This window comes from Alkalibacterium pelagium, from assembly GCF_900109325.1.
Classification (GTDB): domain Bacteria; phylum Bacillota; class Bacilli; order Lactobacillales; family Carnobacteriaceae_A; genus Alkalibacterium; species Alkalibacterium pelagium.
In genome coordinates this window covers 162,825-185,960 of sequence record NZ_FNZU01000005.1, presented here as the reverse complement: position 1 = coordinate 185,960, position 23,136 = coordinate 162,825, and the positions used below count along the sequence as shown (strand labels likewise).

Below are 23,136 nucleotides of genomic sequence, written 5' to 3'. Positions count from 1 at the left end.
TCTTCCGAAACCTGTAAATTATGGTATAGTAGATGCTAGTGATTTTATTCGGAGGAAAAGACATGCTTGAACGATTGAAAACTGGATTAACAACTTTTAAGGAAGTAACATATAAAAAATATGAGCGACTGTATCATGATCTGGAACAGACTCAGGACCCGCATACCTTATTTATCGCCTGCTCGGATTCCCGTGTCAGTCCGGACATGCTTTTGGACAGTGATCCTGGAGAAGTGTTTACGATAAGAAATATAGCCAATACTATTCCGGCTTATGAAGTCAGCCAAAATGACATTACGACCGTTTCTTCTATAGAGTACGCGATTGAGGTGCTCGGTGTCGAAGAGGTCATCGTCTGCGGGCATTCAAACTGTGGGGGCTGCGCCGCTGCTTTACAAGGGCCTAAGAAACTGGACCAGTTGCCGTACACTCAGCATTACCTCAAGCCACTCGAATGTGTGAAGGAAAAAATCGAAGCTAAGCAGACAGACATGGATGAGCGATCTAAAGCTAGACTGATGGAAAAAATGAATGTGATCGAACAAGTCGAGCATTTGAAAAGTTACCCTCAGATCCAAGAACGCCTGAAAAGAGGCGAGCTGGAAATCGAAGGCTGGTACTACGACATCAAGTCTGGGAGTGTTTCTGTGTATGATGAATCATCAGATTCATTCTGTGTGTCTGATGAGTATCAGAATGTGCACTAAATAGTTGATGAAGATTCTGAATTATTGCGACAAGATAGAAGCCTCAGAATAATGAGCATTGCGGGATTCAAAACTATGCTATGATTAGGCATAAATGAGCGAAAGAAGGATCTCTATGGAAAACAATAGCTTAAACGGTCAGTTAATAATCGAGCAGTAGCCGGTGTGTGTGGAGGTATCGCTGAATATTTTGACTTGTCTCCAACATTAGTGAGGGTGCTCTTTATACTGATTCCGGGACCGCAGATGTTTATCATTTACCTAATATTGGCAAACGTTCTACCGGAAGAGCACAAATATCTATTCTAAAAATTTTCTGGATGAAGCTATCGATCAAGAACAAAAAAAGACCATTTGGATAAACACCTTATTCTTGAACTGGCAGCTGGTAACTACATTGAAAAACATTTAAACATCATATTAATGGGCGCATCTGGCAACGGAAAAACATGGTTATCTAATGCCTTCGACATTCAAGCCTGCCGCCAACATTACAAAGTGAAATATGTACGTTTGCCAGAACTACTTGACGAATTTATTTCAGCAAGAAATGAAGCAGACGGAAGTTTCCGCCGATTGATTAAGAAGTATAAGAAAGTTGACCTGCTTATTATTGATGAATGGTTATTAACGGCATTACCAGAAGAACATACCTTAACTTTATTTGAAATCATAGAATCTCGTTTGAAGACAGCTTCTACTATTTTTTGTTCACAGACAGCCACTGAAGGATGGTATGAGAAACTCGGTGAAGCTCTCGTCGCAGATGCAATCCTTGATCGTATTTTGCATGATTCTTACAGTATTCTGATCGATGGAGAGGTCTCTATGCGTGAGAAACATGGATTGAGAGCAGTGAAATGATTCCTTCAGAAGTGGAAGATAGACTTGCTCGTTATTTTTTCACCGTTATTTACCAGATGAAATTATGATGGAAATAGAGAATTTATTAGTCCTTTTCTATCTTGAGGATGAGTTACCGCCGGAAAATGATATGGTGAAATTAGCAATATCCATTATAGATAATGGGCTAGAAGAATAGACAAAAGGCCACTGATGAGTAAAATATCAGTGGCCTTTTTATCCGCATTGGGTGGCTCTATGTCTCGCAATTACTGGCTCTAAACTCCGCACAAGTGGTTCTTTCTGTCCGCAATACTCAATGTTGGTTTCTCTCAGTGCTTTGTACCTTTTTTTACCAAAGTACTTATAGGTATTAACTCACTGTCTTGTAGAATTAGAATTGAGATCTGCAAAATTATTTTTCCCTCCAAAAGCTTGTTGTAGCCTAATATATTTTCTAGATATTTATTAATGATCATCTGCTTGAATTCTCTGCAATATTTGTTTTTAAAATAGCCCTCTAAATTTAGATTTCTACTCTTAGTTTAAGGGGTTATACCTTCTCAATATTCAATGTTATATAGCATCGTGTGTTATGAACTTGGTTACTATGATTCTACACTATTCTTTCAATTCAATTTATGTTCTAAGTGTAAGAATAAAATTCATAGTACTTCTCATATCCATTTTTTCATAAAGTTATGAGTAGCGTAATTATTTTGTGATGTTAATATACTCCTACTTTAAGTAATTGTGGATAGAAGCATGACTGTTATATGGTAGGACTAAAATGAGACAGGATTTATAAAAACTTTGTATGCATCCGATTTCTATACTTCTTCAATTCTTCAGCATAGTGTTCTTCTTTAAAAAGGTAATAGGGTTCAATTATTATTTCAAACCTATCATTTTCTGATTTCTTGCCTGTTAATAATTCTTGACTTAATGCTAATTGATATGTAGACAGAATCTTCCAATGAATATTATCGTAACCTGCCATAGCAAACAAAGTGTTTTTAATTTCATCAATTAATTGGTGATGGCCAAATTCAAGGCAATAGAACCCGAAATTTAACAAGTGTTTCCCGTAAAGAGTTTGGCTCGATTGATTGGCTACACTAAACGACTTTTTAATCTTTTTATTTATTGTAAGTATAAGGTCTAATTCAAAATACCAGAGGCTGTTTGAAAAGAGTGCAAATTCAAAACTACCCCAATTTGCAACTTTGTATAAATAGGATTTCAGTACATCAATTTCTTTAACATAATCAATTTTAAAGTTTTCATATGAGAACTCATTATTTAAAGATTCCAAATGTTCTACCGCTAAGAAATACAGATGAAACCAATAGATATCTTTTGTAGCTGTGTATTTTGAATGAAAATAGTTTTTTTGATCGACTATATTATCATTGTCATCTTTATCTATTAAGTTTTTCAAACGATCGAATCCGGTCCTTTTAGAATCAAAATCTTCAGAAATTAAATTAAAATACATATCAGCCCTTATGTTCAAGCGGTCTAAGAATTTCGAACATAATTCCACAGAAAGATAACTTCCTTTATTTTCAAAAGTTGCCAAGGTACTCCGTGCACAAATTCCTTCTGTGAGTTTTTCTTGACTAAATCCTCTTTCGGTCCGTAGTTTTTTTAAAACCTCTCCCTGTTCCATCTGCTACATCTCCTATATAAGAAAAATGTCGGATTACACTACAATTATATCATAGTTCCAGTCAAATAATTTAAAGTTTGAGTATAAATCAATTATTATTTTTCCAGTTTGAAGTACTCTTAATTTCCAACTTCAAATTGTAAAAATCTACGAGGAGGTGATATTTTTGTTAGAGATTTTAGTGTTCATTTTAGGTAGTGGAATCCTTAAAGAATTAATAGAGCCTTAGTCAAATCTTATATTTGAAGTTTTACTTGTATAAAAGATATTTATTGCCTCAACGTAAATAATCCGATAAGTGTAACTACATAAATTACCAGTTGTGGAGAAAGTATTTAGTTGTGTTACAAAAAGTAAAACTACAGACCATAAAATTATTCCTAAACGACGCATATTATTTTGCTTCATAAAATAGACTAAACTCACTAATAATCATATTTAAATAATGATGGAGGAATAAACAATGCTAAGAAAAAAGATTACAAAGATACTATTATTCATAAGCACGTTTTTTATGATAGGGGTATCGTTTGCTCCTAGTGTGTCTGCTAATTTACATGGATGGAGATATCATTTAAAAACTATGGATTATAACTACAACAGCAATGTTAAATCTACTTTTAGAACTGCCTACGGTCAAGCTATTACTTCTTGGAGAGTAGCAAATGACATAAGATACGTTCAAAAATCCAATTCAGTTAATAGTCTAGGTCAAGAAAACTTAGGTGCTACCAATCTCTACGGCGAGGCGACAACATATCGAAGAAGCTCTACAAATAGAGTTTACAGATTTACCATAAGATTAAATAATCAAAACGCAAATATAAATAAAACAAACGTAGCTAGAAGTACAGCGACTCATGAATTCGGACACACTTTAGGAATTGATCATAATGGTAGTGAGTCTATAATGAACACTAGTCGCATTCGTGCAGAGATATATGCACCTCAAAAGGTAGACAGAGATAGGATAAATACTCTATACGCTGGTGTTTCGCATTGAACTCATTCCTATATCATAAATTTACGATCCAGAAAGGATAAATTAAATTGAGAAAAAATAATAAAAAAACTATTATAGTGTTCGCCGTTGCATTAATTGTTTCAGGAATTTTTCTCGGAATCAACCGCTTAAATGCCAAAGAGCCTATCATACTAGCTATCTCATCAGACCTTCCTATTACTGAAGATTTAAATCATATGGAAACAGAGGCGGACATCATTGTGAAAGGTAAATACACTGATTTTAAAGAGTCTTGGAATATGTCTAGAGATGATGATGATCTTTCTAGAGAAAACAAACAGGCTTATGTGGAGGGGCACATATACAATTTTACAATTACAGAGGTTTTAAGTGGAGAAGCCAAAAATAGCGCTATCCAAATAAATCATCATTACGGAAGAGATTATTATATTGAAGAGGAAAACGATAGTGTTTTTATAGTTAATGATTTGTATAAAGAACCAGAAATAAATCAAGAGTATATTTTGTTTTTAAAGTACGATGAAAATTTCGATTTATATTATGGTGCCATCGAACCATTTTCAATAAAAATAAATAAGGATCAAACCGTAGAACTATATTCACCTCTTACTGAAGAGATAGAACATAATGACACCAAAACATTGGAATTAGAATCTGGAAGAACAATAACGATAGAACAACACGCTGAAGAATCAATTGAAGACTTCATAGAAGGCAAAACTTTAGATACTCTTTTAAATGAGCTGTCGATAGAATAAATACTGAAGCTTTACATGTGGTGATCTAAACTGTGTACATGAAGTAATAGTATCAAGTGATATTCAAAAGTAAAAAGAAGCAGAGGGTTTATCCCTGCTTCTTTTTACTTTATTCTATAGGCAGTTCAGTCGTTACTGCAAGAAGCGCCCCAAGCTCTCTGCTGTGATAACGTCCAACCACACCTAGACTCAGCTCATCAACGTAGTAACCGAATGATTGGATGACTTGTTCTTCACTGTCTAAAAACAGGGCAGTGTACTCTGGGTTCATGAGATCCATATTAGCAGTCGACCCTGTATCAGCGGTTTCCAGCTCTTCTACTAGAGAATCTATAAATGAAGAGTCAGTTATAGTGGTAATGAACTCATCGGAATCATAGTCCCTTACCTCTATAGAGGCCACATTTTCGGCATCATCACCAAATAAGTCATTTGACCCGCAACCAGCTAATAGAAGTGCGGAAAAGAGTGAGAAAAAAACGAAGCGTTTAGTTAGAAACGTTTTATATAATTTCATATAAGCCTACCTTTCGAGTGAGCTATACTCAAACGGACAGTACAATATTACTCTATTGGGCATCCTTAGAACTCAATCATCAGTCGTACGTTACTTCATCCAGAAACAGTCCTTGAGCCGGCACAGTGAGTCCTGCTTTGCTTCGGACGCCTGTTTCAAACACCTCATCGATGCTGTCGATAGATAAATTGCCTGATCCGATTTCCAGAAGAGTCCCCGTCAGTACGCGCACCATTTTATGCAGGAAGCTTTTTCCTTTGAATGTAAAGTGAATCAGGCTGCCTTCCTGTTCGATGGTAATGCTGTCCAGTGTTCGCACTGTCGACTTTTTTGATTTCTTGAGCGCAGAAAAGCCGATGAAGTCATGCTTGCCGACTAGCTTGTCGCACGCTTCACGCATCTTGTCCAAATCCAGCTGTTCAGCGTAATGGAAGCTGTAGCCCCGTTCAAATGCTGAAGGGATAGTCTGATTCCAGACATAGTAACTGTACTGTTTGGATGTTGCGTTGTAGCGTGAATGGAAACGGTCATGCACGTCTTCGAGCTTTTTGACAATAATATCCTGCGGCAGATTGTTGATCAGGATCTCCTGCATTGCATTCAGGTCCATATCCGAATCCGTTTTGAAGTTAGCCACTTGTCCTCTGGCATGCGTCCCGGCATCTGTTCGGCCTGACCCGATGATCTCCGTTTCTGTTCCGGTCAGTTGTGTAAGAATATGTTCGATCTTGCCTTGAATCGTCTTGTCTGAATGACCCAGTCTCTGCCATCCCTGATAGCGGCCTCCATCATATTCGATCGTCATTTTTATATTTCGCATAGTATCCCTCTTAATTCTTTAGTTTGATGATTCTGGTGAGAAAAATCGGCATAGTGTACCTTCTTCTCTATGATATACTAAACGGGAAACTATTACACGGGAATACTTGAATAGGGGGCATGACAATGGGAAACACGGGAAGTAATGACTTAAGCGTACATATTGGCAGTGAAAAATGGCATCAGGCAGCGGCTTATTTTGTCCGAATGAAGGTGTTCGTTCTGGAAAGAGACATCGCCATTCAAGATGAATTTGACAGTGAAGACCATGATGAGACGGTGTATGTCGTACTGTATGATAACGACAAGCCAGTTGCCACAGGTCGGTTTATTCAAATGGATGAAGGCACTGTTCGGCCCGGTCGGATTGCTGTTTTAAACGATTACCGTGGGAAAGGTCTTGGTGAACGGGTGGTCAAAGAGCTTGAGGCGTATGCCCGGACTAGAGGCTGTAGAACTTCTAAAATTCATGGTGAAATGAGCGCGGCACCTTTTTACGAAAAGCTTGGGTACACGAGAGAAGGGGAGACTTATCTTGAAGATGGCGTCCCTTGTATTACATTGAAGAAAGTGCTGATTTAAAAAGCGGATAGGAGAAGTCAAATGACTAATGAAGTAACAAGGGAATCCAAACGCAGATGGGATCTGTTTGCGGAAGACTATGCAAAACGCACCAGTAAATTCGGGGATCTGCACAAAGAAGTACTATTGACGCCGACTATTCTGTCCTTGCTTGAAGGCGTAGAAGGGCAGAAGATTCTGGATGCCGGTTGTGGCGAAGGATACTTCAGCCGACTGCTTGCCGAAAAGGGTGCTTATGTCACTGCCGTAGATTTTTCTGCTCGGATGCTCGACATCGCCCGTGAGCGGACATCAAACGATGCAGCTATCGACTACAGACAGGCTGATCTGGAGGATCTGAATGAACTTGAATCCAGTCTGTTTGATCAAGTCATGTCGAATATGGCCATTCAGGACGTAGTTCACTTGGATGCCGTGTTAGGTGAAGTGCACCGTGTACTGAAGCCGGGAGGGACGTTTATCTTTTCGATTCTTCACCCCTGTTTCGTCACACCTGAAAGTGGCTGGCATAGAGATGAACAGGGCAATGGTCTTCACTGGAAGACGGATCACTACTTTGAAGAAGGGCAGTTTGAGCAGCGGTTCGGGACAAAAGAGAAAGTTTTCGGCTTCCACCGGACATTGACGACGTATATAAATGCATTATTCAGTACCGGCTTTACACTTGAGACCTTAATTGAACCTGCTCCCTCTGAAGAAAATTTGGAAAAGTATCCGGATTTCAAAGAAGACTTGAGAGCACCGGATTTTATGATACTGAAAGTCAGGAAGGCCTATTAATTCTTGAAAAAGCAGTATCGCAAAGGAGAACGAGATGATCGAACTGTTACCAATTGATGAGAATAATTTTGAAGCAGTGATTAAGCTGGACCTTCATGAACACCAGCGAAAATTCGTCGCACCTAATGTGCACTCACTTGCAGAATGTTACCTTTACCGAAAAAATGAGGACGTCTTCCCTTATGCGATCCAGGACGGGGAGACGATTGTCGGCTTTTTACTGCTTGATCTGGACTTTGAAGAGAAGGAAATGATGATCTGGCGTATGATGATCGACAAGCAGTACCAAGGAAAAGGTTACGGACGTCAGACGGTGCAGGCAGTCATTGAGCGCTTTAAAAATGACACTGTCCATACCCTGCTGATTGCCGACTATGTCAAAGGAAACGAAGCCATGGGGAGCCTTCTCAGGGACTTAGGATTTAAAGACGATTCGTTTAACGATGAGTTTAATGAATACGTGCTGCACTTCATAAGTGAACAGAATCAAAATAATAAAAAGTAAGTCGTACTGAACCTGACACATTCGAGCAATCCCTGTCAGGAAACATGTGCTTTCTGCACGTATACTTTGAAGTGAGGTGAGCGATATGGATTACTTTCAGACGATTCAGCAGGCCATTCAATATATGGAAGACCATCTGCTGGAAGAGATCAGTTATACCGATGTGGCCGAGCATGTCTATTTATCGGCGTTTCATTTTCAGCGGATATTCAGTCTGATCACAGATGTGACGCCGGGTGAATACATAAGGAACCGGCGCCTGTCGATGGCTGGCCAGGAGATTACTTTGTCAGATGTGAAAGTCATCGATCTGGCCTACAAATATGGGTATGACTCTCCTGAAAGTTTTTCCAAAGCGTTCCGGCGGTTTCATGGCATCACGCCAAGTAAAGCTAAAAAAGCGGATGCTCCGTTGAACAGTTTCAATCGCCTCGTGATAAGAATATCAACAGAAGGAGGCACGATCATGCAGTATAGAATAGTCGAAAAAGAAGCGTTTCAGCTGATTGCCAAGGTCGAGCAGTTCGAAACGGAAGCTGTGGATGAAAACGGAATAGAGGTCAATAAGATAGCTGGCTTCTGGGAAGACAGTAGAGAATCGGGCGTCTTTACAGAACTGATGCAGCATGCAGAAACGGACGATTTTTATGGTGTCTGTGCACCTGTATCTAAGGACAGTCTCTATTTTGATTACGGCATCGGAATGGTTTATGACGGTAGCGAAGTCCCTGAGGGGTATCAGGTCTGGGACGTGACCCCGACAATGTGGGCAGTTTTTTCCTGTATCGGTGACACACCAGACAGCATAGCAGACACCTGGGAGCGTATATTTAAAGAGTTTCTACCCGGTTCGGACTACGATATGCTTGATGACACGGACTTTGAATTATATCCAGCTGATGGACCAGAAAATCTGTTTTGTGAAATATGGATCCCGGTGGCAAAGAAAAATTAAATACACAAAAAGGCACTGTTTAAGTAGAGTGTCTTTTTGTGTTGCGTTAGTTGTTAATAGAGAATCTGCCGTTAAGAGGGGAGGTAGGGCCATTGATTTCAATACTGGAAAGTTTAAACGAAGTGTCTATACTTATATTATTTATTGTCGCGATCATTCTTGAGAGGTCTTTGAGAAAGAAAAAGAAACAGAATGTGTTGTCACGATCTGAAACGATTCTCTACATAGTGACAACCGCTACTACACTTGTCTACATAGTCAGTTACATTCTGCTGTATATCGGCACACGATAGCAAAAAGTGTGTGGCAATTCTATGGTTTGGATGAAAGAGCTCTTGAGGGGGCTCTTTTTTATATATAATTCTGAGGAATCACAGCTGTTTTTCTATGGATATAGGAGTAGAATAAAGGTGAGAATGGGGATGTAGTTCCGCGAGGTCTGAAGCTAGAAAGTAATTAGAGAAAGCGACAGGCTGAGAGGAAACTGCAGGTAAATAAGAGAAAAAAGGAGAAATAGATATGGAATACAGAATTGTCGAACGGGAGGCCGTTACGTTGCTGGCCAGAGTGGATCAGTTTCCGTCGGAGGCTATCACCGACCCCGAGAAAGTGTCCTATACTATTCCAGATTTCTGGAAAAAGAGTATGGAGTCAGGTGTGATGCAAGTTTTAGAAAAGCATGCTGCAACGTCCGATATTTATGGGGCATGTACACCTATATCGCAAGAGAAGGGGACGTTTGAATTCGGGATAGGCGTGCGTCATGATGGAAGCGGCATCCCTGACGGCTATCAGTTATGGACGATCTCGTCTCCACAGTGGGCGGTATTCAAGTGTATCGGAACTGATCCGAGCAGTGTAAGTGAGACGTGGGACATGATCAACCGGGAATTCGAAGAACAGTCAGGCTATAAGATGCTCGAAGAGACCGATTATGAATTCTATCCTGAAGAAAAAGAGGCAAATGTCTTCTGTGAGCTTTGGGTGCCCGTGGAAAAACAGCCAAATTAAGCTAAAACGATTAATAAAAAAGACCAGTCGCTGCCGTTTGAATGACGGGCCACTGGTCTTTCGGTTTATCTTATATTACGCAGTCTGTCTGCGTGTTTTAACTACTTCTGAAACCTGCATGCCGTATTGTGCAACAGTCCATGCGAAGAATAGAGTGAACGGGATGAAGAACAAGAGTGATGCTCTGATAGGAGCAAGTGAAGCCACGTGGTAATAAACCAGTGTCACTCCAGTTGTCATAAAGCCATTCACGTACAGGCTGATGTTTTCAAGTGCTTTGACTTTGCTTACGACGAACGCCAGTCCTGCTAAAATCAGCGCTGCGACAGCCGCATAACCAAATGGGTTAGTGACTGCTGCAATACCCATAGTTGAGAATAAAGCAGCTTCAATGAGAATGTGAGCCGCGATGAATCCGGCACTCATGATCCCGGAAACGGCAGCGACGTGCTTGTTGTCCAGTGGTTTGGATAAAACTATACCACCCATGGCGATGTAAGCAAGAGTTCCCACGATCATTGAACGACCATGTTCACTGTAAGTAGGTAAAACATCTGTTAGTAAAGCCACTAACATGAGAGTGACGACTGCTGAAAGGACAAGTAAAACTGTTTTTGTATTCAGTTTTTTCATATAGACCAATCTCCTTATGTATGTTTTTGATAGTTTTCTTACATTTATTAAATTAACACATGTTTGCCTTAGTTTCAACTTAAAAAAGCATATCATTGAAATAAAAAGACATATTTGCAATAGGGTCTTGGTTTTTCAGTTTATATCTATTATAATATAGTAGTTCATAAAATGTAAGGAGAGATACATAAGATGATTGAGAATAATAGTAAATTAACAACATCCACTGGTGCTCCAGTTGGAGACAATCAGAACTCAATGACTGCCGGTACCCACGGCCCAACTTTAATCCAAGACGTACACTTACTTGAGAAACTGGCTCACTTCAACCGTGAACGTGTGCCTGAGCGTGTCGTGCATGCAAAAGGTGCAGGTGCTCACGGCCATTTCACAGTAACCAATCCGGACATTGCCAAGTACACGAAAGCAGACCTTTTCTCTGAAGAAGGAAAAGAAACACCTATGTTTATCCGCTTCTCTACAGTTGCCGGCGAACTGGGTTCAGCTGATACGGTTCGTGACCCACGCGGATTTGCAGTGAAATTCTATACAGATGAAGGAAACTATGACATTGTTGGTAACAACACACCTATTTTCTTCATCCGTGACGCAATCAAATTCCCTGACTTTATTCATACACAGAAGCGTGTGCCACAGACAAACTTGAAGGATCCTAATATGATATGGGACTTCTGGTCACTATCTCCAGAATCCCTGCATCAGATCACGATTCTGCATTCTGACCGCGGGATTCCTGCAACGCTGCGCCACATGCATGGATACGGCAGTCACACATTCAAATGGGTGAATAAAGACGGCGAGTCTTTCTGGGTGAAATATCACTTCAGAACAGACCAGGGCGTTAAAAATATGGATCCGGAAACTGCTTCTAAGATTGCCGGAGAACACCCTGATTATCATACCGAAGATTTATTCAACGCGATTGAAGAGGGCGACTTCCCGTCTTGGACACTGAAAGTTCAGATCATGCCTGAAGAAGAAGCGGCTCAATATGCGTATGATCCATTTGATATCACTAAAGTCTGGTCTCACGAAGACTATCCACTGATTGAAGTCGGTAAAATGGTCCTTGACCGTAACCCGGAAAATTACTTTGCTGAAGTAGAACAGTCTACATTCTCACCAGGTAACTTTGTCCCTGGAGTTGAAGCGTCACCAGACAAAATGCTTCAAGGTCGTCTGTTTGCCTATGCAGATGCTCATCGTTACCGTGTCGGAACAAACCACAACCAGCTGCCGATCAACTCGCCTAAAGCGGAAGTCAGAAATCATCAGCGCGATGGACAGATGGCTTACCATAACGGCGGAAAAGCAGTCAACTATGAGCCGAACAGCTATGATGGAATCAAAGAGTCAAGAGAAGACAACTTCAAGCCGTTTAAAGTGTCAGGCGAAGCAGACAGCGTGCCCTATGACCAGGCAGACCACTTCTCTCAGCCGCGTAAGCTGATTATGGAAGTCTTTTCTGAAGAAGAGCGCGATCGTCTGTATAAAAACTTTGCGGATCACTTAAGAGGGGTTCGAGACGAGCAGATTATCGAGCGTCAATTGAAACTGTTCCACCAGGTTACACCTGAACTGGCTGAAGGTGTTGCGAACCACTTGGATATGAGTGTGCCAACAGTATAAATAAAAGCTACGCGTTACTTTCCTCAGACCTAAGGGAAGTAGCGCTTTTCTTTTCTAGTAAGATGTGGGCCTTTAAAGTTTCTACCTTTATCAAAGGGTCCCAAAGGGCATAAAATGTTTATTAAATAGTCAGGTTGAATTATAAGACAATCGGAACCTGTTCAGTGTATAATTGATTATCACGTTATCCATCCTAAAAGAATTGAGTAGACCACCTCATGCATAAGGGACTAACTGAGATAGTGTGGAGTTGTCAATAACCCGATCTTAGACGAGAGAAACTCTCGAAAGGGGAAATGTTATGAAGAAAGAACAATCAACGGTTGCTGTCGCATTTTCGTTTATACTCTTTTTGCTGCTTTACAATTTCGCATACGAGTTTGCTTTCAACCAGACCTTAGTTAACTTGAGACTAGTATATATAGCTGCTTTTGGCCTGTTTTATCTGTATGTTTTCTATGTCAGACGAAAGAGGATCAACCGGAAATAGAAAAGTAAGATCATCACGAATTTAGGGAGAATAGACAGATGAATACGAAGGGAACCGAATCTTTTGATTCACTCAAACTGCCTATATTCATTATGCTGGCGTACCTTGTTCCTGTTCTGGGAATAGGGTTTGCGCTGTACATACTGAATTATACAAATACTTATGAAACAGAACGCTGGGTACCAATGGCTGCTCTAGCCGCTTTGTTTATTCAGATCATACCGATCCTCCTTGCCGTGTTAGGCATTCTGACCTGGTACACGGGAGCTTGATTTGATAAGCTGTCAGTAGGAAAGGTGTGGCCTGATGAAGAAAACAGTGAAGGATTTGCTTGCTGACCGAGCAGAAGTACAGGAAACTAGATATAAATATTTGAAAGTCATTCTGGTCTTCCTGGCAGTCGGCTCAGTTCAGGCTTATGTGTTATAAAAAATAGAGCAGCTGATGATAAAAAAAGCTGCTTGGATGAATAAAGGGTGTTTTGATTACATGTTGAAAAAAGTTACAGCGGTCGGGCTGATTAGCTCTGCTTTATTTTTGAGTGGGTGTGACCTTCTGGAAGATGCTTTAGGGCTGGCGGAAAGCAGTCCAGGCTCTGTTGCCGGAATAGCAGAAGCGGATATTCCGGGACCGGATGACTTACCCATCGACTCACTATACTTAGAAGTGAATGACAATATCCCGTTTTTCACTAATGAAGAACTGGAAGTCAGTGAACCTTTTCATACGTATGCCGACCTGGATGAACTTGGCCGCGTGGGCGTAGCGGAAGCACTGCTTGATATCGACTTGATGCCGGCAGAACAGCGCGGATCGATTGGACATATTGAACCAACGGGATGGAATCAGGGGAACTACGAAATTGTGTCAGGGAACTGGTTATATAACCGCAGCCATTTAATCGGACATCAGATGACTGGGTACGATGGGCGTGAGAACCTTATGACCGGGACACGTCAGTTTAACGCCGAGGGGATGCTGCCGTTTGAAAACTTTGTCGCCAACGTGGTCGAAGAAACAGAGATGCAGGTCCGCTACCGGGTCACGCCATTATTTGAAGGAGACAATCTTCTTGCCCACGGCATTATCATGGAAGGTTTCTCTGTAGACGATGACGGAGAAACTCTGACATTCAACGTGTTCGTCCCCAACCAGCAGGATGGCATCGAACTGGATTATGAGACCGGAGATCACTGGCCGGCGGATTAATATGACCGAGCTTAGATATATGAAAAAGAACATGAGAAAGGCATGCCGGAATTTTATTTTCCATGGCATGCCTTTTTAATTTAATGTGGAGATTTGGTACCCACTTTTTCTAGTATGGTCAGCTTCAGCATCCTGGTTACGATGATATAAAAGATAAGAGCGATAGGAAGAGTCACAAGAAAAAATGATACCTCTAATGCCTGAAGAACGAGACCAAAAATAAATAGTGCTAGAAAGACCCATAGGTTTAACGAGCTATGGCTGATTTCTATTGAGTCCCCGTCTTGAACGTCCAGACTATTACTTTTCCCATTTAAATTTGTAACCTGCACGGTTCCGGTGCCTTTAGGTAGCGAAAGGGTCTGTACTTCCCCGTATGAGAGTTTAGTTGCAACCTCTCCATCGATCCATACTTTATACTTGAGCGCTGCTCCTGATACAATATCTCTTTTTCGTTTGATAGTAATCATGATTTGCCTCCTGTTTTTTTGGGGAGTAAGGTGAATGTTAGTAATAAGAATAGTTTTTTTAAGTTAATTACTTCAAAGCAGTATGCCGTTTGTATATGTAATTAAAATAATTGCGCATATATTTTTCTATATATAGTATAACATAAATAAAAAGTGATTATCAGACTGCCAGTTTAAAAATCTACGGGGTATACTATGGTTAATTCTGAAAGGGGAGATCAGATTTGGAACTGGGATTGAAACGCAATGAGGTCAAGTTAGTGCGACACGATCCATCATGGAAGCAAGCGTTCAATGAGGTACGAGAATCACTTGCCTGTCACACAAAGCTCAATCGTGAGCAGATCGAGCACATAGGCAGTACTGCTGTAGAAGGGATAAAAGCAAAACCAATCATCGATATTCTAGTAGGTATTGATTCACTAGATTCAGACATCAGCAAACTTCAGGATCAGCTGAAACAATGCGGATTCTATCGTTTAAAAGTAGAGCGTCCTGAAGAAATCGTCTTCGCTCGTTTTACAGATGCTACGTTTGGGACGAAAACACACTTCATTCATTTAGTGGAGTATAAAGGCAACCTATGGAGTGACCTGATTTACTTCAGAGATTATCTGAGTACTCACTCAGAAGCCAAAGAAGAGTATGAATCAATCAAAACAGCATTCGTGAATGAAAAGTCAGAAGGGATTGTAGAGTATACAGATCATAAAGAAAGCTTCGTTAGAAAAGTGCAGGAGACTAGAGAATAAGGCGTCTTAAAAAGAAGTGGTCACATATGGTTTAATTCAAAAAAGCCCTGTTATTCACCACTGTCTTACTTCTAGTTGTATTCAGCAGTGGCTGTAGACAATTGGAAAATGTACTGGAAAGCCAAGGACCAGCTAGAGAAGAACAAATTGCCGGAGAAGTACCAGAAGATTTTAATTTCAACTTAAACTATGATACATATGAAAGACAGAACATCGACACCTTCGAAGACAGCTTGACAAAAGATACTGAGGGAGCTGGCATAGTAGAAATAACTTTGGAGTGAATATTTGATGATATGGAGGATATATATATAATGAAATGAGTGCATTGAAAATCAGGAGCATCAACGATTTTGATGCTGGAGAAGCATGTTATTCCGAACCGCCAACAGTATCTGAGTGGACCGTTCATATGAATAATGAGGCAAGACATTTCATATATGGTAACGTCCCGATACACCAGTTGCTGTAAAGGATTTTAGAGAGCTGGAAGATTTTATACATGAGATCGTTATTTCTCGTGATGAATATCAGGCCTTGCCCGATACAGTTGGTGGCTAGGAATGATTGGGTGAAACTGAAAGTATAATCTTCCGCTAATTTACATTAGAGCCATTTTATTAAAATAATGTCCCTGGATTAGTCTCATAAACCCATATTGAGACTAGTTTAATAGCTTTTTACGAGAGAAATGGTATCAAAAGCGTTTTTGTGACCAATTAATTTATAATTCTAAAATTAAGTGGCACTAAAAAGGGTATTGCAGCCAGTTCATATAACGTCGCCGCTTTAATTAGTCTCAAAGTTCAAATTTAGAACTAGTCACTAAAGCCATTGCTTAGGACACAAAACGCAGATACAATAGTTATATGATACAGTTTATTAGAGTTATTAATAATAAGGATACATTCAGGGGGATATTTAGTGTAAATTATTATGCTATCTATGATTCTGTTAGTAATAATAGGCTGCGAACATGAAAATTCCAGTACTCTTACTATATATAATGAATCTGAAGAGTTAATAGAGAACAAGTAAATGAGCAGAACTGCTACGCAGCTCCGCTAGCCTGATCACTTGTTGTATGAATCTTTAGTATGATTGCCAAGAGCATCTGTTGGTTATTTTGTCAATAAAACTGCTGAGTCTGAAGTGTCAGAAAATCATAACTTACAAAGTGACCATTTTCACGTCCCTAAGGTTTTATCACAAGAATGTTAAAAGGGACAGGTGAGATTCCATTTTTCTCAAGTTCATCTACCGTTACGACGGGTTTAGTGTTCTCAATTTTTACGCTCATCTTTTCAAAACGAAACAAAGATAAGACGCGCTCATAGCTCCATCCTTTTGTTACCGTGAGACACTAATGATTTGATATACGTTAGATTTTAAATAACGTAGCGGTACCTCTACAATTAAACCATATACGAGTTTAAATACTCGTCGATAGCTTTTGTGAAAAAATATATACGTAATAATATACGTGAGATATTCTGCATATGAATTGTATAGGTGAGATCGGAAATGTATGGATAACTATAACCAAATAAAGAAAAATCGGAAGGCGACTGAAATAAATCAAAGACGCAATGGATATCTCTTTTACAGCCTTTGGCAGTCGGCTTGGATTGAAGAAGCCGACGATTAGTTCGTATTTTCAAGAATATATTCTAGCACCAATCGATGTGAAAGAAAAGATGGCTAAGATTAGTGGAAGGTCTGTTGGATGGTTTTACTTTGGTGAGATATAGGAATATATCGCAGATTATCTAACGCTAACGGGACTAAGTGAGCTAGGTAAAGAATACCCTGAAATTGTGAGGCAGGTTAAAGAAGAATTCTTTACTTGCGATTATAAGAATCGGGGATGAGAAAATGAAGTCGGTTATCCGTTGGAAGAATTCATAGATGATTGTTACGCGGATTTTTCTCCGAGTATTTTTAATCGCTTTATTGGTAAGAACGTTAAGCAGCAGATTGATAAATCAGAGAAACTTAAAAATTATCTGATAAGGAAAAAGGAGAGGCGGCGGTTTTTGTCCATCACGAAGTGTTGGATTATATTGAAATGAGCGGGTAAATTAAGTATGGTGAAAAGTAAATGGTTGTCGGAATTGGTTGATTACTATATTAGCAATTTGGAGAGAAGAGGAAAAAGTCAAATTTTCGGAAGAATATTTGATAGGAAGGTCAGTGAATGTTCTTGAAGATGATTTCGAATTTGTCATTGAGTTTGACTGGGAAATCTTTTTCACCTCTTTTTGAAGGGAAAGTGTTAGTTGAGGTTTCCAATCAATGCGTCCGGCTTTGATGAAGTTGCATTCAGATAAGACTAGGGATGAGCTTTATATTTGATTTGGGAAATTAAGAAAAGTTACTAAAGATACATTGAAATTCTTTTGAGGTGGCAAAGGAGGAAAAATATACTGTGTCCAAGTTAAATAGGGTTCAAAATGAAATCAAACAATTAGAAGGAGGACGCTTCCAAAATTTATGTGATGTCTATTTGTACCGTAAAAGAAATTGGGAGAATATTGTATCTCTTGGGTCTATGGATGGGACAGATAAGACTACTAAAGGAATACCTGACACTTACTATTTTGACGACGATTCTAAAACTTACATTTTGGTTATGTATGGTACTAGAAAGGATGCGACGGCAAAATTAGAGACAGATGTACGAGAAGCTATCGAGAAATCTAAAGTTGATGAAAAAGATATTGGAGAAATAATCTGCTGCCACACTTCTTCGAATTTAACTGTTGAGAAAGATAAGGAACTAAGAAGTCTAGCAGGCTCGATAAAGCTGACTTTAATAGGAATAGATACATTATCCAATGACCTCCTTAAGTTTGAGTATCAAGATATTGTAAAAGACTTTTTGGGTATATTAGAATCAACAGAACAGGTTTGGAATTTAGAGCAATTTATATCTATACATCATAAAAGTAAAACCAGTGCACCCCTGGATACAACATATATAGATGAAAAACATATAATTGATAGGATGAAGGATGACGTAAATAGTCATCAGATTATTCTGCTATCTGGAGTACCTGGAGCTGGAAAAACTAGACTAGCCATTGAGATATGTAAGGCACTACCTGAGGATAACAACATAATTTGTGTTAAGAGCAATAGTATGCCTGTTTATCAAGATATTAAGGATGCATTAGACATTAGCAGAGTAAATTATTTGTTTTTAGATGATGCTAATACGATTACAAATTTTGATGCTATTGTTAACCTACTGAGTTTAAAGGACTTTGAACAAAAGTTGAAAATCATTATGACTGTTCGAGATTATGCACTTTCAGGGGTCATTAAACAAATAACGCCGTTTAAAATCAAAGTGCATAAACACTCTTTAATGAGCGATGATCATATTGAAACGCTGATTAAAAGTATAGAAGATATCTCTCCTGTTAATCTTAGGAAGATTATGAAATTATCTCATAATAATCCGAGAATAGCTGTAATTGCAGCTATTATGGTTAAAGAGAAAAACTTTGATTTTATTGAAAATGGGAAAGAAATATTGGATAGTTATTACAGTAAAATCATTGAAGAGAATTCCCTCTCTTCAAATGAACAAATTTGTATGTTCATTTTAAGCTTTAAACAAAAGCTGAATTTGACAAATAAAGAATCATTAGATGACATCTTAAAATATTTCAAAATTGATTATGATAGCTTTCTAGCTGCTTTAAATCAACTACACGGTAAAGAACTTTGTGATATATTTCAGGATAAAGCTGTTAAAGTCAGCGATCAAAGTTTATCAGATTTTGTAATAGTAGATTTTATTGCAAATAAGAAAATTTTGATAAAAGATTTTTTTATTAATCTTTATCCTAGCCATAAAAAAGAGATTGTTGAAATGCTTGTTCTTGTAAATAATTTTAATTCTTCTAAGGAATGGATAGAATATCTAACCAATGAAATAAAGTTTGTTTTCAATGATATTATTGCAGATAAGGATAATGAAAGTTTTTTAACACAATACGGGGTAATTATACCCGTTGAATCTCTTGCTTATGTTCATGAGAAAATTCAAGATGTTGATAGCGCTAAATTTCAAGTATCTCAAAACGAATTTGAGGAGAACAAGAAAAATCAAGGAGTTAACGATCCGATTATAAGTATTCTCTGTTCATTATCAAATAGCGAAAGATTTAAGGATGCTGGTATACTTCTTATGGATTATTTCAGAAAAAGACAGGATAAAATCTATGAAATTTTCTCGGCAATTAAAAATAATTTTGATATTGAAGCTAGTTCGAATCTTTATCTAGAAAAAAGATTCAGTATTATTGAAATTTTTACAGTTCAAGAAAACATAAATGAACCAACAGCGCTGCTTATTGCCAATATTGCTAATGAGTTTTTAAAGTTTTCAGCAGAAAAATTTACTTTTAACAATAAGAATTTGGTTGTTAATCGTTATACACTAGTTGATGGAGAATATCTAATTAAATTGCATAAAAACATTTTTTGTTTACTCTCCAAAGTTTATAGTTATGGAATCGTAGAAGTGAATAATTATATAGATAAATTATTGCTCAATTATCCAGTCTATGAAACTGAAAATGGATTCTTTGAGACTGTTAGTTCAGATTTAACTTGTATTGAAAATCTTTTTTTTCAAGATTTAGATAGGTTGAATTATAGACAAGAAGCTATAGTATTTGAATTGTATTCAAAATCTAAAAAGCTAAATATAAAATCACAGCCTTTTTTTGAATATAAACCGTCAAGCATTCAAAAAATTTATAAAGATTTTTCAACTAGCGTTTGGGCTTATCCTATGGAAAAAATTGATTATGAAAAGGTTCAAAAGATAAGAAAGAAAAGTCTTCGTGAGATTTTTGAAAACTATTCTAATGACTTAGTTTGGTTGTTCAACATCATTGGAATATATCAATCGGACGAATTGTTAAATAAGTATGAATTAGAAGATTCTGTGCTTCTATTGTATTCAGAACTAGATATTGAGGATAAAATAAAGTTATTACCAGCGTTGTTAAATAGTAATTTTTATATTTCACCTAATAATTTTATCCATTATATGAATAAGTTGTCTTTTGAAGAAGGTAAAAATATTCTAAACACAGTTGAAAAGGAAATAGATGAAGGTTGGTATCTTACAAACTTTTTGATATGTAGAAACATTCGAGATAGCGAGAGAGAAGGACTCGTGTCTTTCATAGAAAATCTTAAAGACCATGAAGTAATAAATTATTTTAATATCATATCTTTTGAAAACTATATCAAGCATGATGGAAATATTTTAAATATCTTAAAAAATATGTTATCAGAAGATAAGGTATTGGGGAGTTTTTTTATACCTAACTATGTGCCAGAGGATGGCGCTGATAAAATTTTGGATATAGTAGGATATAAAGAACTAAAAGAAATCTATTTAAGTCTTATCGGTAGTAGAGGAGTTGATGAATCAGGAGAAATTTTTAAATGCCTATTAAAAGAAAATGATGAAAACTTTATATACTTATTCCTTGTTGAGCTAAACACTCATAGATTAAAAATCAATTATGATAAATACGATATTCAACTAGAAAGTATATGGAAATCAGTAGTCGCAGAGAAAGGAATTAGAAGGTATTTAGAATTTTTAATTCAAGAAAATCGTGTGATTTATGTAGGAGTAGACCCCTATCTGGAAAAAATTTTTATAGCTAATATTGAGCGATCTATAGAATTTATAAAAGCAGAAGTAATAAATACTGGGAATGAGGATAGGTTGGTTAATTTATACAACTTATCGCTTGAAATATTCGATAATGAGATATTGCTGCATATTTTCGAATTACTCAAGGATAAAGAAATTACTGAGACTTTTTTTGAAAAATTAAATCTAACTATGCGCACTAAAAGTTGGTCTGGAAGTTTAGTACCTCTTTTAGATAAAGATATTAGTTTTTTAAATAAGTTACTTGATATTTTTGAAGGAATAAAATATATTTCCCATTCATTAATTATCACAAAATGTATAGACTCACTTAAAAAGCAAAAAGAAAAAGAGTTGCTATCAGATTATTTGGAATAAAATATCTGAATGAGATTTTTTATTATCATAAACACTAACAATCAAGCCTACCCAATTTTTCATGGCAGGCTTGATTGATAGTGTTTTCTGTTCGTTTTACATTCCAAGAAACGCTGTAAAATAGGCGTTCATACTTTTATTTATAGTGGATCTTTACTCCCACTCAACAGTGGATGGTGGCTTGCTCGTTACGTCATACACGATACGGTTAACGTGCTTGACTTCATTGACGATTCTAACAGAGATTTTCTGTAGGACGTCCCATGGAATGCGGGCGAAGTCTGCGGTCATGCCGTCAATTGATGTCACGGCACGGATACCGATTGTATAGTCATATGTGCGGCCGTCTCCCATGACACCGACACTCTTGAAGCCAGGCAGGACCGTGAAGTATTGCCAGATGTCACGGTCTAGGCCGGCTTTTTTGATTTCTTCTCTTAAAATCGCGTCACTTTCGCGGACGATTTCAAGTTTCTCTTCAGTGATTTCACCGATCACTCGGATACCTAGACCTGGTCCAGGGAATGGCTGACGCCAGACGAGTGATTCAGGCATGTTCAGTTCAAGTCCGAGTTCACGGACTTCGTCTTTAAATAGGGTATTCAATGGTTCGATCAGCTCGAAAGTCATGTCATCAGGGAGTCCACCAACGTTGTGGTGAGACTTGATGGTCTGAGCTGTGGCTGTTCCACTTTCGATGACATCGGTATACAACGTCCCTTGAGCCAGGAAGTCGATGCCATCCAGTTTCGCTGCTTCGTCGTTGAAGACATAGACGAACTCGTTTCCGATGATTTTACGTTTCTGTTCAGGATCTGACACACCGTTCAGTTTGCTTAAGAAGCGGTCTTTTGCATCGACGCGGATCACGTTCAGTCCGAATTTACCTTCTAGGCTGGCCATGACCTGATCGCCTTCGTCTTTACGAAGCAGGCCGTGGTCGACAAAGATACAGGTCAGCTGGTCCCCGATGGCTTTATTCAGAAGCACGCCGACAACACTTGAATCGACGCCGCCTGATAATCCAAGCAGGACTTTCCTGTCGCCAACAAGTTCTCTAATTTTGTCGACTTCCATGTCGATGAAGTTCTGCATGGTCCAGTTACCTGAGCATTCGCAGACACCGAAGGCAAAGTTGCGCAGAATTTCATTGCCGTTTTCTGTATGGCGGACTTCCGGGTGGAACTGTACGGCGTGGAAGTTCTTGTCCAGGTTCTGGATGGCACTGATCGGGCAGTGATCATTTGATGCTGTGACAGTGAAACCTTCCGGACTTTTAGTCACGTAATCCCCGTGGCTCATCCAGACGTTTTCTTCTTCTTCCAATGTTGTAAATAGAGCGGCTGTACGGTCCTGCACGCTGATTTCAGCTTTACCGTATTCACGGTTTTTGCTTGGGCTGACTTCTCCGCCAAGCATATATGTCATCAACTGCATGCCGTAACAGATACCCAGAATCGGAATGCCCAGATCGAAAATTTCCGGATCGATCGAGAAGGCATTCTCGTCATAGACACTCATCGGTCCACCGGAGAAGATGATGCCTTTAACGTTCATGTCTTTCAGTTCTTCTGCAGTTGTTGTGTGCGGAAGCAGTTCGGAGTAGACACCGAATTCTCTTATACGGCGTGTGATCAGCTGATTGTACTGGCTTCCGAAGTCCAGAACGATCAGTTTTTCCAATGTTGTCGTATCAATAGTAGAGGTCACTCAATTCACCCTTATCTTAGA

At 38.6% G+C, this 23,136-nt stretch carries 25 protein-coding genes and 1 pseudogene; 20 read left to right on the top strand and 6 right to left on the bottom strand.

Annotated elements, in window-relative coordinates; translation table 11 throughout:
* Positions 1 to 62 precede the first annotated feature (62 nt).
* The 3 genes and pseudogenes from BMX79_RS05915 to BMX79_RS05905 all read left to right on the top strand — a co-directional run bounded on the left by BMX79_RS05915 (position 63) and on the right by BMX79_RS05905 (position 1,571).
* A complete protein-coding gene (locus BMX79_RS05915; protein WP_170230968.1) occupies positions 63 to 707 on the top strand; it encodes a carbonic anhydrase in 645 nt (214 codons plus the stop codon).
* Between the two features lie 141 nt (positions 708 to 848).
* Positions 849 to 1,016 (top strand): annotated as a pseudogene (locus BMX79_RS05910) (PspC domain-containing protein); the annotation flags it as partial.
* A 45-nt stretch (positions 1,017 to 1,061) separates the two neighbouring features.
* A complete protein-coding gene (locus BMX79_RS05905) occupies positions 1,062 to 1,571 on the top strand; it encodes an ATP-binding protein (RefSeq protein WP_091480256.1) in 510 nt (169 codons plus the stop codon).
* A 781-nt stretch (positions 1,572 to 2,352) separates the two neighbouring features.
* Here the strand turns inward: BMX79_RS05905 and BMX79_RS05900 are convergent.
* Positions 2,353 to 3,222 (bottom strand): helix-turn-helix domain-containing protein, encoded by an 870-nt coding sequence (locus tag BMX79_RS05900; RefSeq protein ID WP_091480254.1) that lies wholly within the window; start codon positions 3,220 to 3,222, stop codon positions 2,353 to 2,355.
* 463 nt (positions 3,223 to 3,685) lie between these two features.
* On the opposite strand from BMX79_RS05900, the gene BMX79_RS05895 reads away from it, so the two are divergent.
* Positions 3,686 to 4,225, top strand: coding sequence for a matrixin family metalloprotease (locus BMX79_RS05895; protein WP_091480252.1), 540 nt, complete (start codon positions 3,686 to 3,688; stop codon positions 4,223 to 4,225).
* A 47-nt stretch (positions 4,226 to 4,272) separates the two neighbouring features.
* Positions 4,273 to 4,965: a hypothetical protein gene (locus BMX79_RS05890; RefSeq protein ID WP_091480250.1), complete on the top strand. Its 693-nt coding sequence runs from the start codon at positions 4,273 to 4,275 to the stop codon at positions 4,963 to 4,965.
* 109 nt (positions 4,966 to 5,074) lie between these two features.
* On the opposite strand, the gene BMX79_RS05885 is transcribed toward BMX79_RS05890, so the two are convergent.
* On the bottom strand, positions 5,075 to 5,482 hold the full coding sequence (locus BMX79_RS05885; protein WP_091480247.1) for a hypothetical protein: 408 nt from the start codon (positions 5,480 to 5,482) through the stop codon (positions 5,075 to 5,077).
* Positions 5,483 to 5,561: 79 nt separating this feature from the next.
* Positions 5,562 to 6,302: a tRNA pseudouridine(38-40) synthase TruA gene (gene truA / locus BMX79_RS05880; RefSeq protein WP_091480245.1), complete on the bottom strand. Its 741-nt coding sequence runs from the start codon at positions 6,300 to 6,302 to the stop codon at positions 5,562 to 5,564.
* Between the two features lie 125 nt (positions 6,303 to 6,427).
* Between truA and BMX79_RS05875 the strand changes: the two genes are divergently transcribed.
* The 6 genes from BMX79_RS05875 (at position 6,428) to BMX79_RS05855 (ending at position 10,134) form a co-directional block, all read left to right on the top strand.
* Entirely contained in the window at positions 6,428 to 6,883 is a 456-nt protein-coding gene (locus BMX79_RS05875) for a GNAT family N-acetyltransferase (RefSeq protein ID WP_091480243.1), read from the top strand.
* Between the two features lie 21 nt (positions 6,884 to 6,904).
* On the top strand, positions 6,905 to 7,663 hold the full coding sequence (locus BMX79_RS05870; protein ID WP_091480240.1) for a class I SAM-dependent methyltransferase: 759 nt from the start codon (positions 6,905 to 6,907) through the stop codon (positions 7,661 to 7,663).
* Positions 7,664 to 7,697: 34 nt separating this feature from the next.
* Positions 7,698 to 8,168: a GNAT family N-acetyltransferase gene (locus BMX79_RS05865; protein WP_091480238.1), complete on the top strand. Its 471-nt coding sequence runs from the start codon at positions 7,698 to 7,700 to the stop codon at positions 8,166 to 8,168.
* 85 nt (positions 8,169 to 8,253) lie between these two features.
* Positions 8,254 to 9,123 (top strand): AraC family transcriptional regulator, encoded by an 870-nt coding sequence (locus BMX79_RS05860; RefSeq protein WP_091480236.1) that lies wholly within the window; start codon positions 8,254 to 8,256, stop codon positions 9,121 to 9,123.
* A 92-nt stretch (positions 9,124 to 9,215) separates the two neighbouring features.
* Positions 9,216 to 9,416 carry a hypothetical protein gene (locus tag BMX79_RS12435; protein WP_143059417.1) on the top strand — a complete coding sequence of 67 codons (201 nt, stop codon included), beginning with the start codon at positions 9,216 to 9,218 and terminating at the stop codon, positions 9,414 to 9,416.
* A 226-nt stretch (positions 9,417 to 9,642) separates the two neighbouring features.
* Positions 9,643 to 10,134 carry a GyrI-like domain-containing protein gene (locus BMX79_RS05855; protein ID WP_091480234.1) on the top strand — a complete coding sequence of 164 codons (492 nt, stop codon included), beginning with the start codon at positions 9,643 to 9,645 and terminating at the stop codon, positions 10,132 to 10,134.
* A 75-nt stretch (positions 10,135 to 10,209) separates the two neighbouring features.
* Here BMX79_RS05855 and BMX79_RS05850 read toward each other — a convergent pair whose 3' ends face one another.
* A complete protein-coding gene (locus BMX79_RS05850) occupies positions 10,210 to 10,767 on the bottom strand; it encodes a hypothetical protein (RefSeq protein ID WP_091480232.1) in 558 nt (185 codons plus the stop codon).
* 192 nt (positions 10,768 to 10,959) lie between these two features.
* Here BMX79_RS05850 and BMX79_RS05845 point away from each other — a divergent pair, with 192 nt between their 5' ends.
* The 5 genes from BMX79_RS05845 to BMX79_RS05830 all read left to right on the top strand — a co-directional run bounded on the left by BMX79_RS05845 (position 10,960) and on the right by BMX79_RS05830 (position 14,116).
* Positions 10,960 to 12,417 (top strand): catalase, encoded by a 1,458-nt coding sequence (locus tag BMX79_RS05845; protein ID WP_091480231.1) that lies wholly within the window; start codon positions 10,960 to 10,962, stop codon positions 12,415 to 12,417.
* Between the two features lie 301 nt (positions 12,418 to 12,718).
* Complete coding sequence (locus BMX79_RS05840) at positions 12,719 to 12,907, top strand: hypothetical protein (protein ID WP_091480228.1); 189 nt, start codon at positions 12,719 to 12,721, stop codon at positions 12,905 to 12,907.
* Between the two features lie 38 nt (positions 12,908 to 12,945).
* Entirely contained in the window at positions 12,946 to 13,179 is a 234-nt protein-coding gene (locus BMX79_RS05835) for a hypothetical protein (protein WP_091480227.1), read from the top strand.
* A 34-nt stretch (positions 13,180 to 13,213) separates the two neighbouring features.
* Positions 13,214 to 13,336, top strand: a complete 123-nt coding sequence (locus BMX79_RS12695; RefSeq protein ID WP_256212663.1) for a hypothetical protein — start codon at positions 13,214 to 13,216, stop codon at positions 13,334 to 13,336.
* A 60-nt stretch (positions 13,337 to 13,396) separates the two neighbouring features.
* Positions 13,397 to 14,116: a DNA/RNA non-specific endonuclease gene (locus BMX79_RS05830; RefSeq protein WP_246117636.1), complete on the top strand. Its 720-nt coding sequence runs from the start codon at positions 13,397 to 13,399 to the stop codon at positions 14,114 to 14,116.
* An 80-nt stretch (positions 14,117 to 14,196) separates the two neighbouring features.
* On the opposite strand, the gene BMX79_RS05825 is transcribed toward BMX79_RS05830, so the two are convergent.
* Complete coding sequence (locus tag BMX79_RS05825) at positions 14,197 to 14,586, bottom strand: hypothetical protein (RefSeq protein ID WP_091480223.1); 390 nt, start codon at positions 14,584 to 14,586, stop codon at positions 14,197 to 14,199.
* Positions 14,587 to 14,810: 224 nt separating this feature from the next.
* Between BMX79_RS05825 and BMX79_RS05820 the strand changes: the two genes are divergently transcribed.
* From BMX79_RS05820 to BMX79_RS05805, 4 genes are all read left to right on the top strand, one after another.
* Positions 14,811 to 15,338, top strand: a complete 528-nt coding sequence (locus BMX79_RS05820) for a GrpB family protein (RefSeq protein ID WP_091480220.1) — start codon at positions 14,811 to 14,813, stop codon at positions 15,336 to 15,338.
* A gap of 101 nt (positions 15,339 to 15,439) precedes the next feature.
* A complete protein-coding gene (locus tag BMX79_RS05815) occupies positions 15,440 to 15,622 on the top strand; it encodes a hypothetical protein (protein WP_091480218.1) in 183 nt (60 codons plus the stop codon).
* A 35-nt stretch (positions 15,623 to 15,657) separates the two neighbouring features.
* On the top strand, positions 15,658 to 15,810 hold the full coding sequence (locus tag BMX79_RS12515; protein ID WP_170230969.1) for a hypothetical protein: 153 nt from the start codon (positions 15,658 to 15,660) through the stop codon (positions 15,808 to 15,810).
* A gap of 1,956 nt (positions 15,811 to 17,766) precedes the next feature.
* The gene (locus BMX79_RS05805) at positions 17,767 to 21,405 is read left to right on the top strand and encodes an nSTAND3 domain-containing NTPase (RefSeq protein WP_091480215.1); all 3,639 of its coding nucleotides are present in this window, start codon (positions 17,767 to 17,769) and stop codon (positions 21,403 to 21,405) included.
* Positions 21,406 to 21,558: 153 nt separating this feature from the next.
* Here the strand turns inward: BMX79_RS05805 and guaA are convergent, their stop codons facing one another.
* On the bottom strand, positions 21,559 to 23,115 hold the full coding sequence (guaA, locus tag BMX79_RS05800; RefSeq protein ID WP_091480213.1) for a glutamine-hydrolyzing GMP synthase: 1,557 nt from the start codon (positions 23,113 to 23,115) through the stop codon (positions 21,559 to 21,561).
* Positions 23,116 to 23,136: the final 21 nt, after the last annotated feature.

Bases quoted from the DNA above. Each gene is read 5' to 3' on its own strand.
- BMX79_RS05885 (WP_091480247.1), bottom strand. From the start codon at position 5,482: ATGAAATTATATAAAACGTTTCTAACTAAACGCTTCGTTTTTTTCTCA.
- BMX79_RS05870 (WP_091480240.1), top strand. From the start codon at position 6,905: ATGACTAATGAAGTAACAAGGGAATCCAAACGCAGATGGGATCTGTTT.
- BMX79_RS05840 (WP_091480228.1), top strand. From the start codon at position 12,719: ATGAAGAAAGAACAATCAACGGTTGCTGTCGCATTTTCGTTTATACTC.
- BMX79_RS05850 (WP_091480232.1), bottom strand. From the start codon at position 10,767: ATGAAAAAACTGAATACAAAAACAGTTTTACTTGTCCTTTCAGCAGTC.
- BMX79_RS12515 (WP_170230969.1), top strand. From the start codon at position 15,658: ATGAGTGCATTGAAAATCAGGAGCATCAACGATTTTGATGCTGGAGAA.
- truA (WP_091480245.1), bottom strand. From the start codon at position 6,302: ATGCGAAATATAAAAATGACGATCGAATATGATGGAGGCCGCTATCAG.
- BMX79_RS05845 (WP_091480231.1), top strand. From the start codon at position 10,960: ATGATTGAGAATAATAGTAAATTAACAACATCCACTGGTGCTCCAGTT.
- BMX79_RS05900 (WP_091480254.1), bottom strand. From the start codon at position 3,222: ATGGAACAGGGAGAGGTTTTAAAAAAACTACGGACCGAAAGAGGATTT.
- BMX79_RS05860 (WP_091480236.1), top strand. From the start codon at position 8,254: ATGGATTACTTTCAGACGATTCAGCAGGCCATTCAATATATGGAAGAC.
- BMX79_RS05875 (WP_091480243.1), top strand. From the start codon at position 6,428: ATGGGAAACACGGGAAGTAATGACTTAAGCGTACATATTGGCAGTGAA.
- BMX79_RS05865 (WP_091480238.1), top strand. From the start codon at position 7,698: ATGATCGAACTGTTACCAATTGATGAGAATAATTTTGAAGCAGTGATT.
- BMX79_RS05915 (WP_170230968.1), top strand. From the start codon at position 63: ATGCTTGAACGATTGAAAACTGGATTAACAACTTTTAAGGAAGTAACA.
- BMX79_RS05895 (WP_091480252.1), top strand. From the start codon at position 3,686: ATGCTAAGAAAAAAGATTACAAAGATACTATTATTCATAAGCACGTTT.
- BMX79_RS05825 (WP_091480223.1), bottom strand. From the start codon at position 14,586: ATGATTACTATCAAACGAAAAAGAGATATTGTATCAGGAGCAGCGCTC.
- BMX79_RS05855 (WP_091480234.1), top strand. From the start codon at position 9,643: ATGGAATACAGAATTGTCGAACGGGAGGCCGTTACGTTGCTGGCCAGA.
- BMX79_RS05835 (WP_091480227.1), top strand. From the start codon at position 12,946: ATGAATACGAAGGGAACCGAATCTTTTGATTCACTCAAACTGCCTATA.
- BMX79_RS12695 (WP_256212663.1), top strand. From the start codon at position 13,214: ATGAAGAAAACAGTGAAGGATTTGCTTGCTGACCGAGCAGAAGTACAG.
- BMX79_RS05830 (WP_246117636.1), top strand. From the start codon at position 13,397: ATGTTGAAAAAAGTTACAGCGGTCGGGCTGATTAGCTCTGCTTTATTT.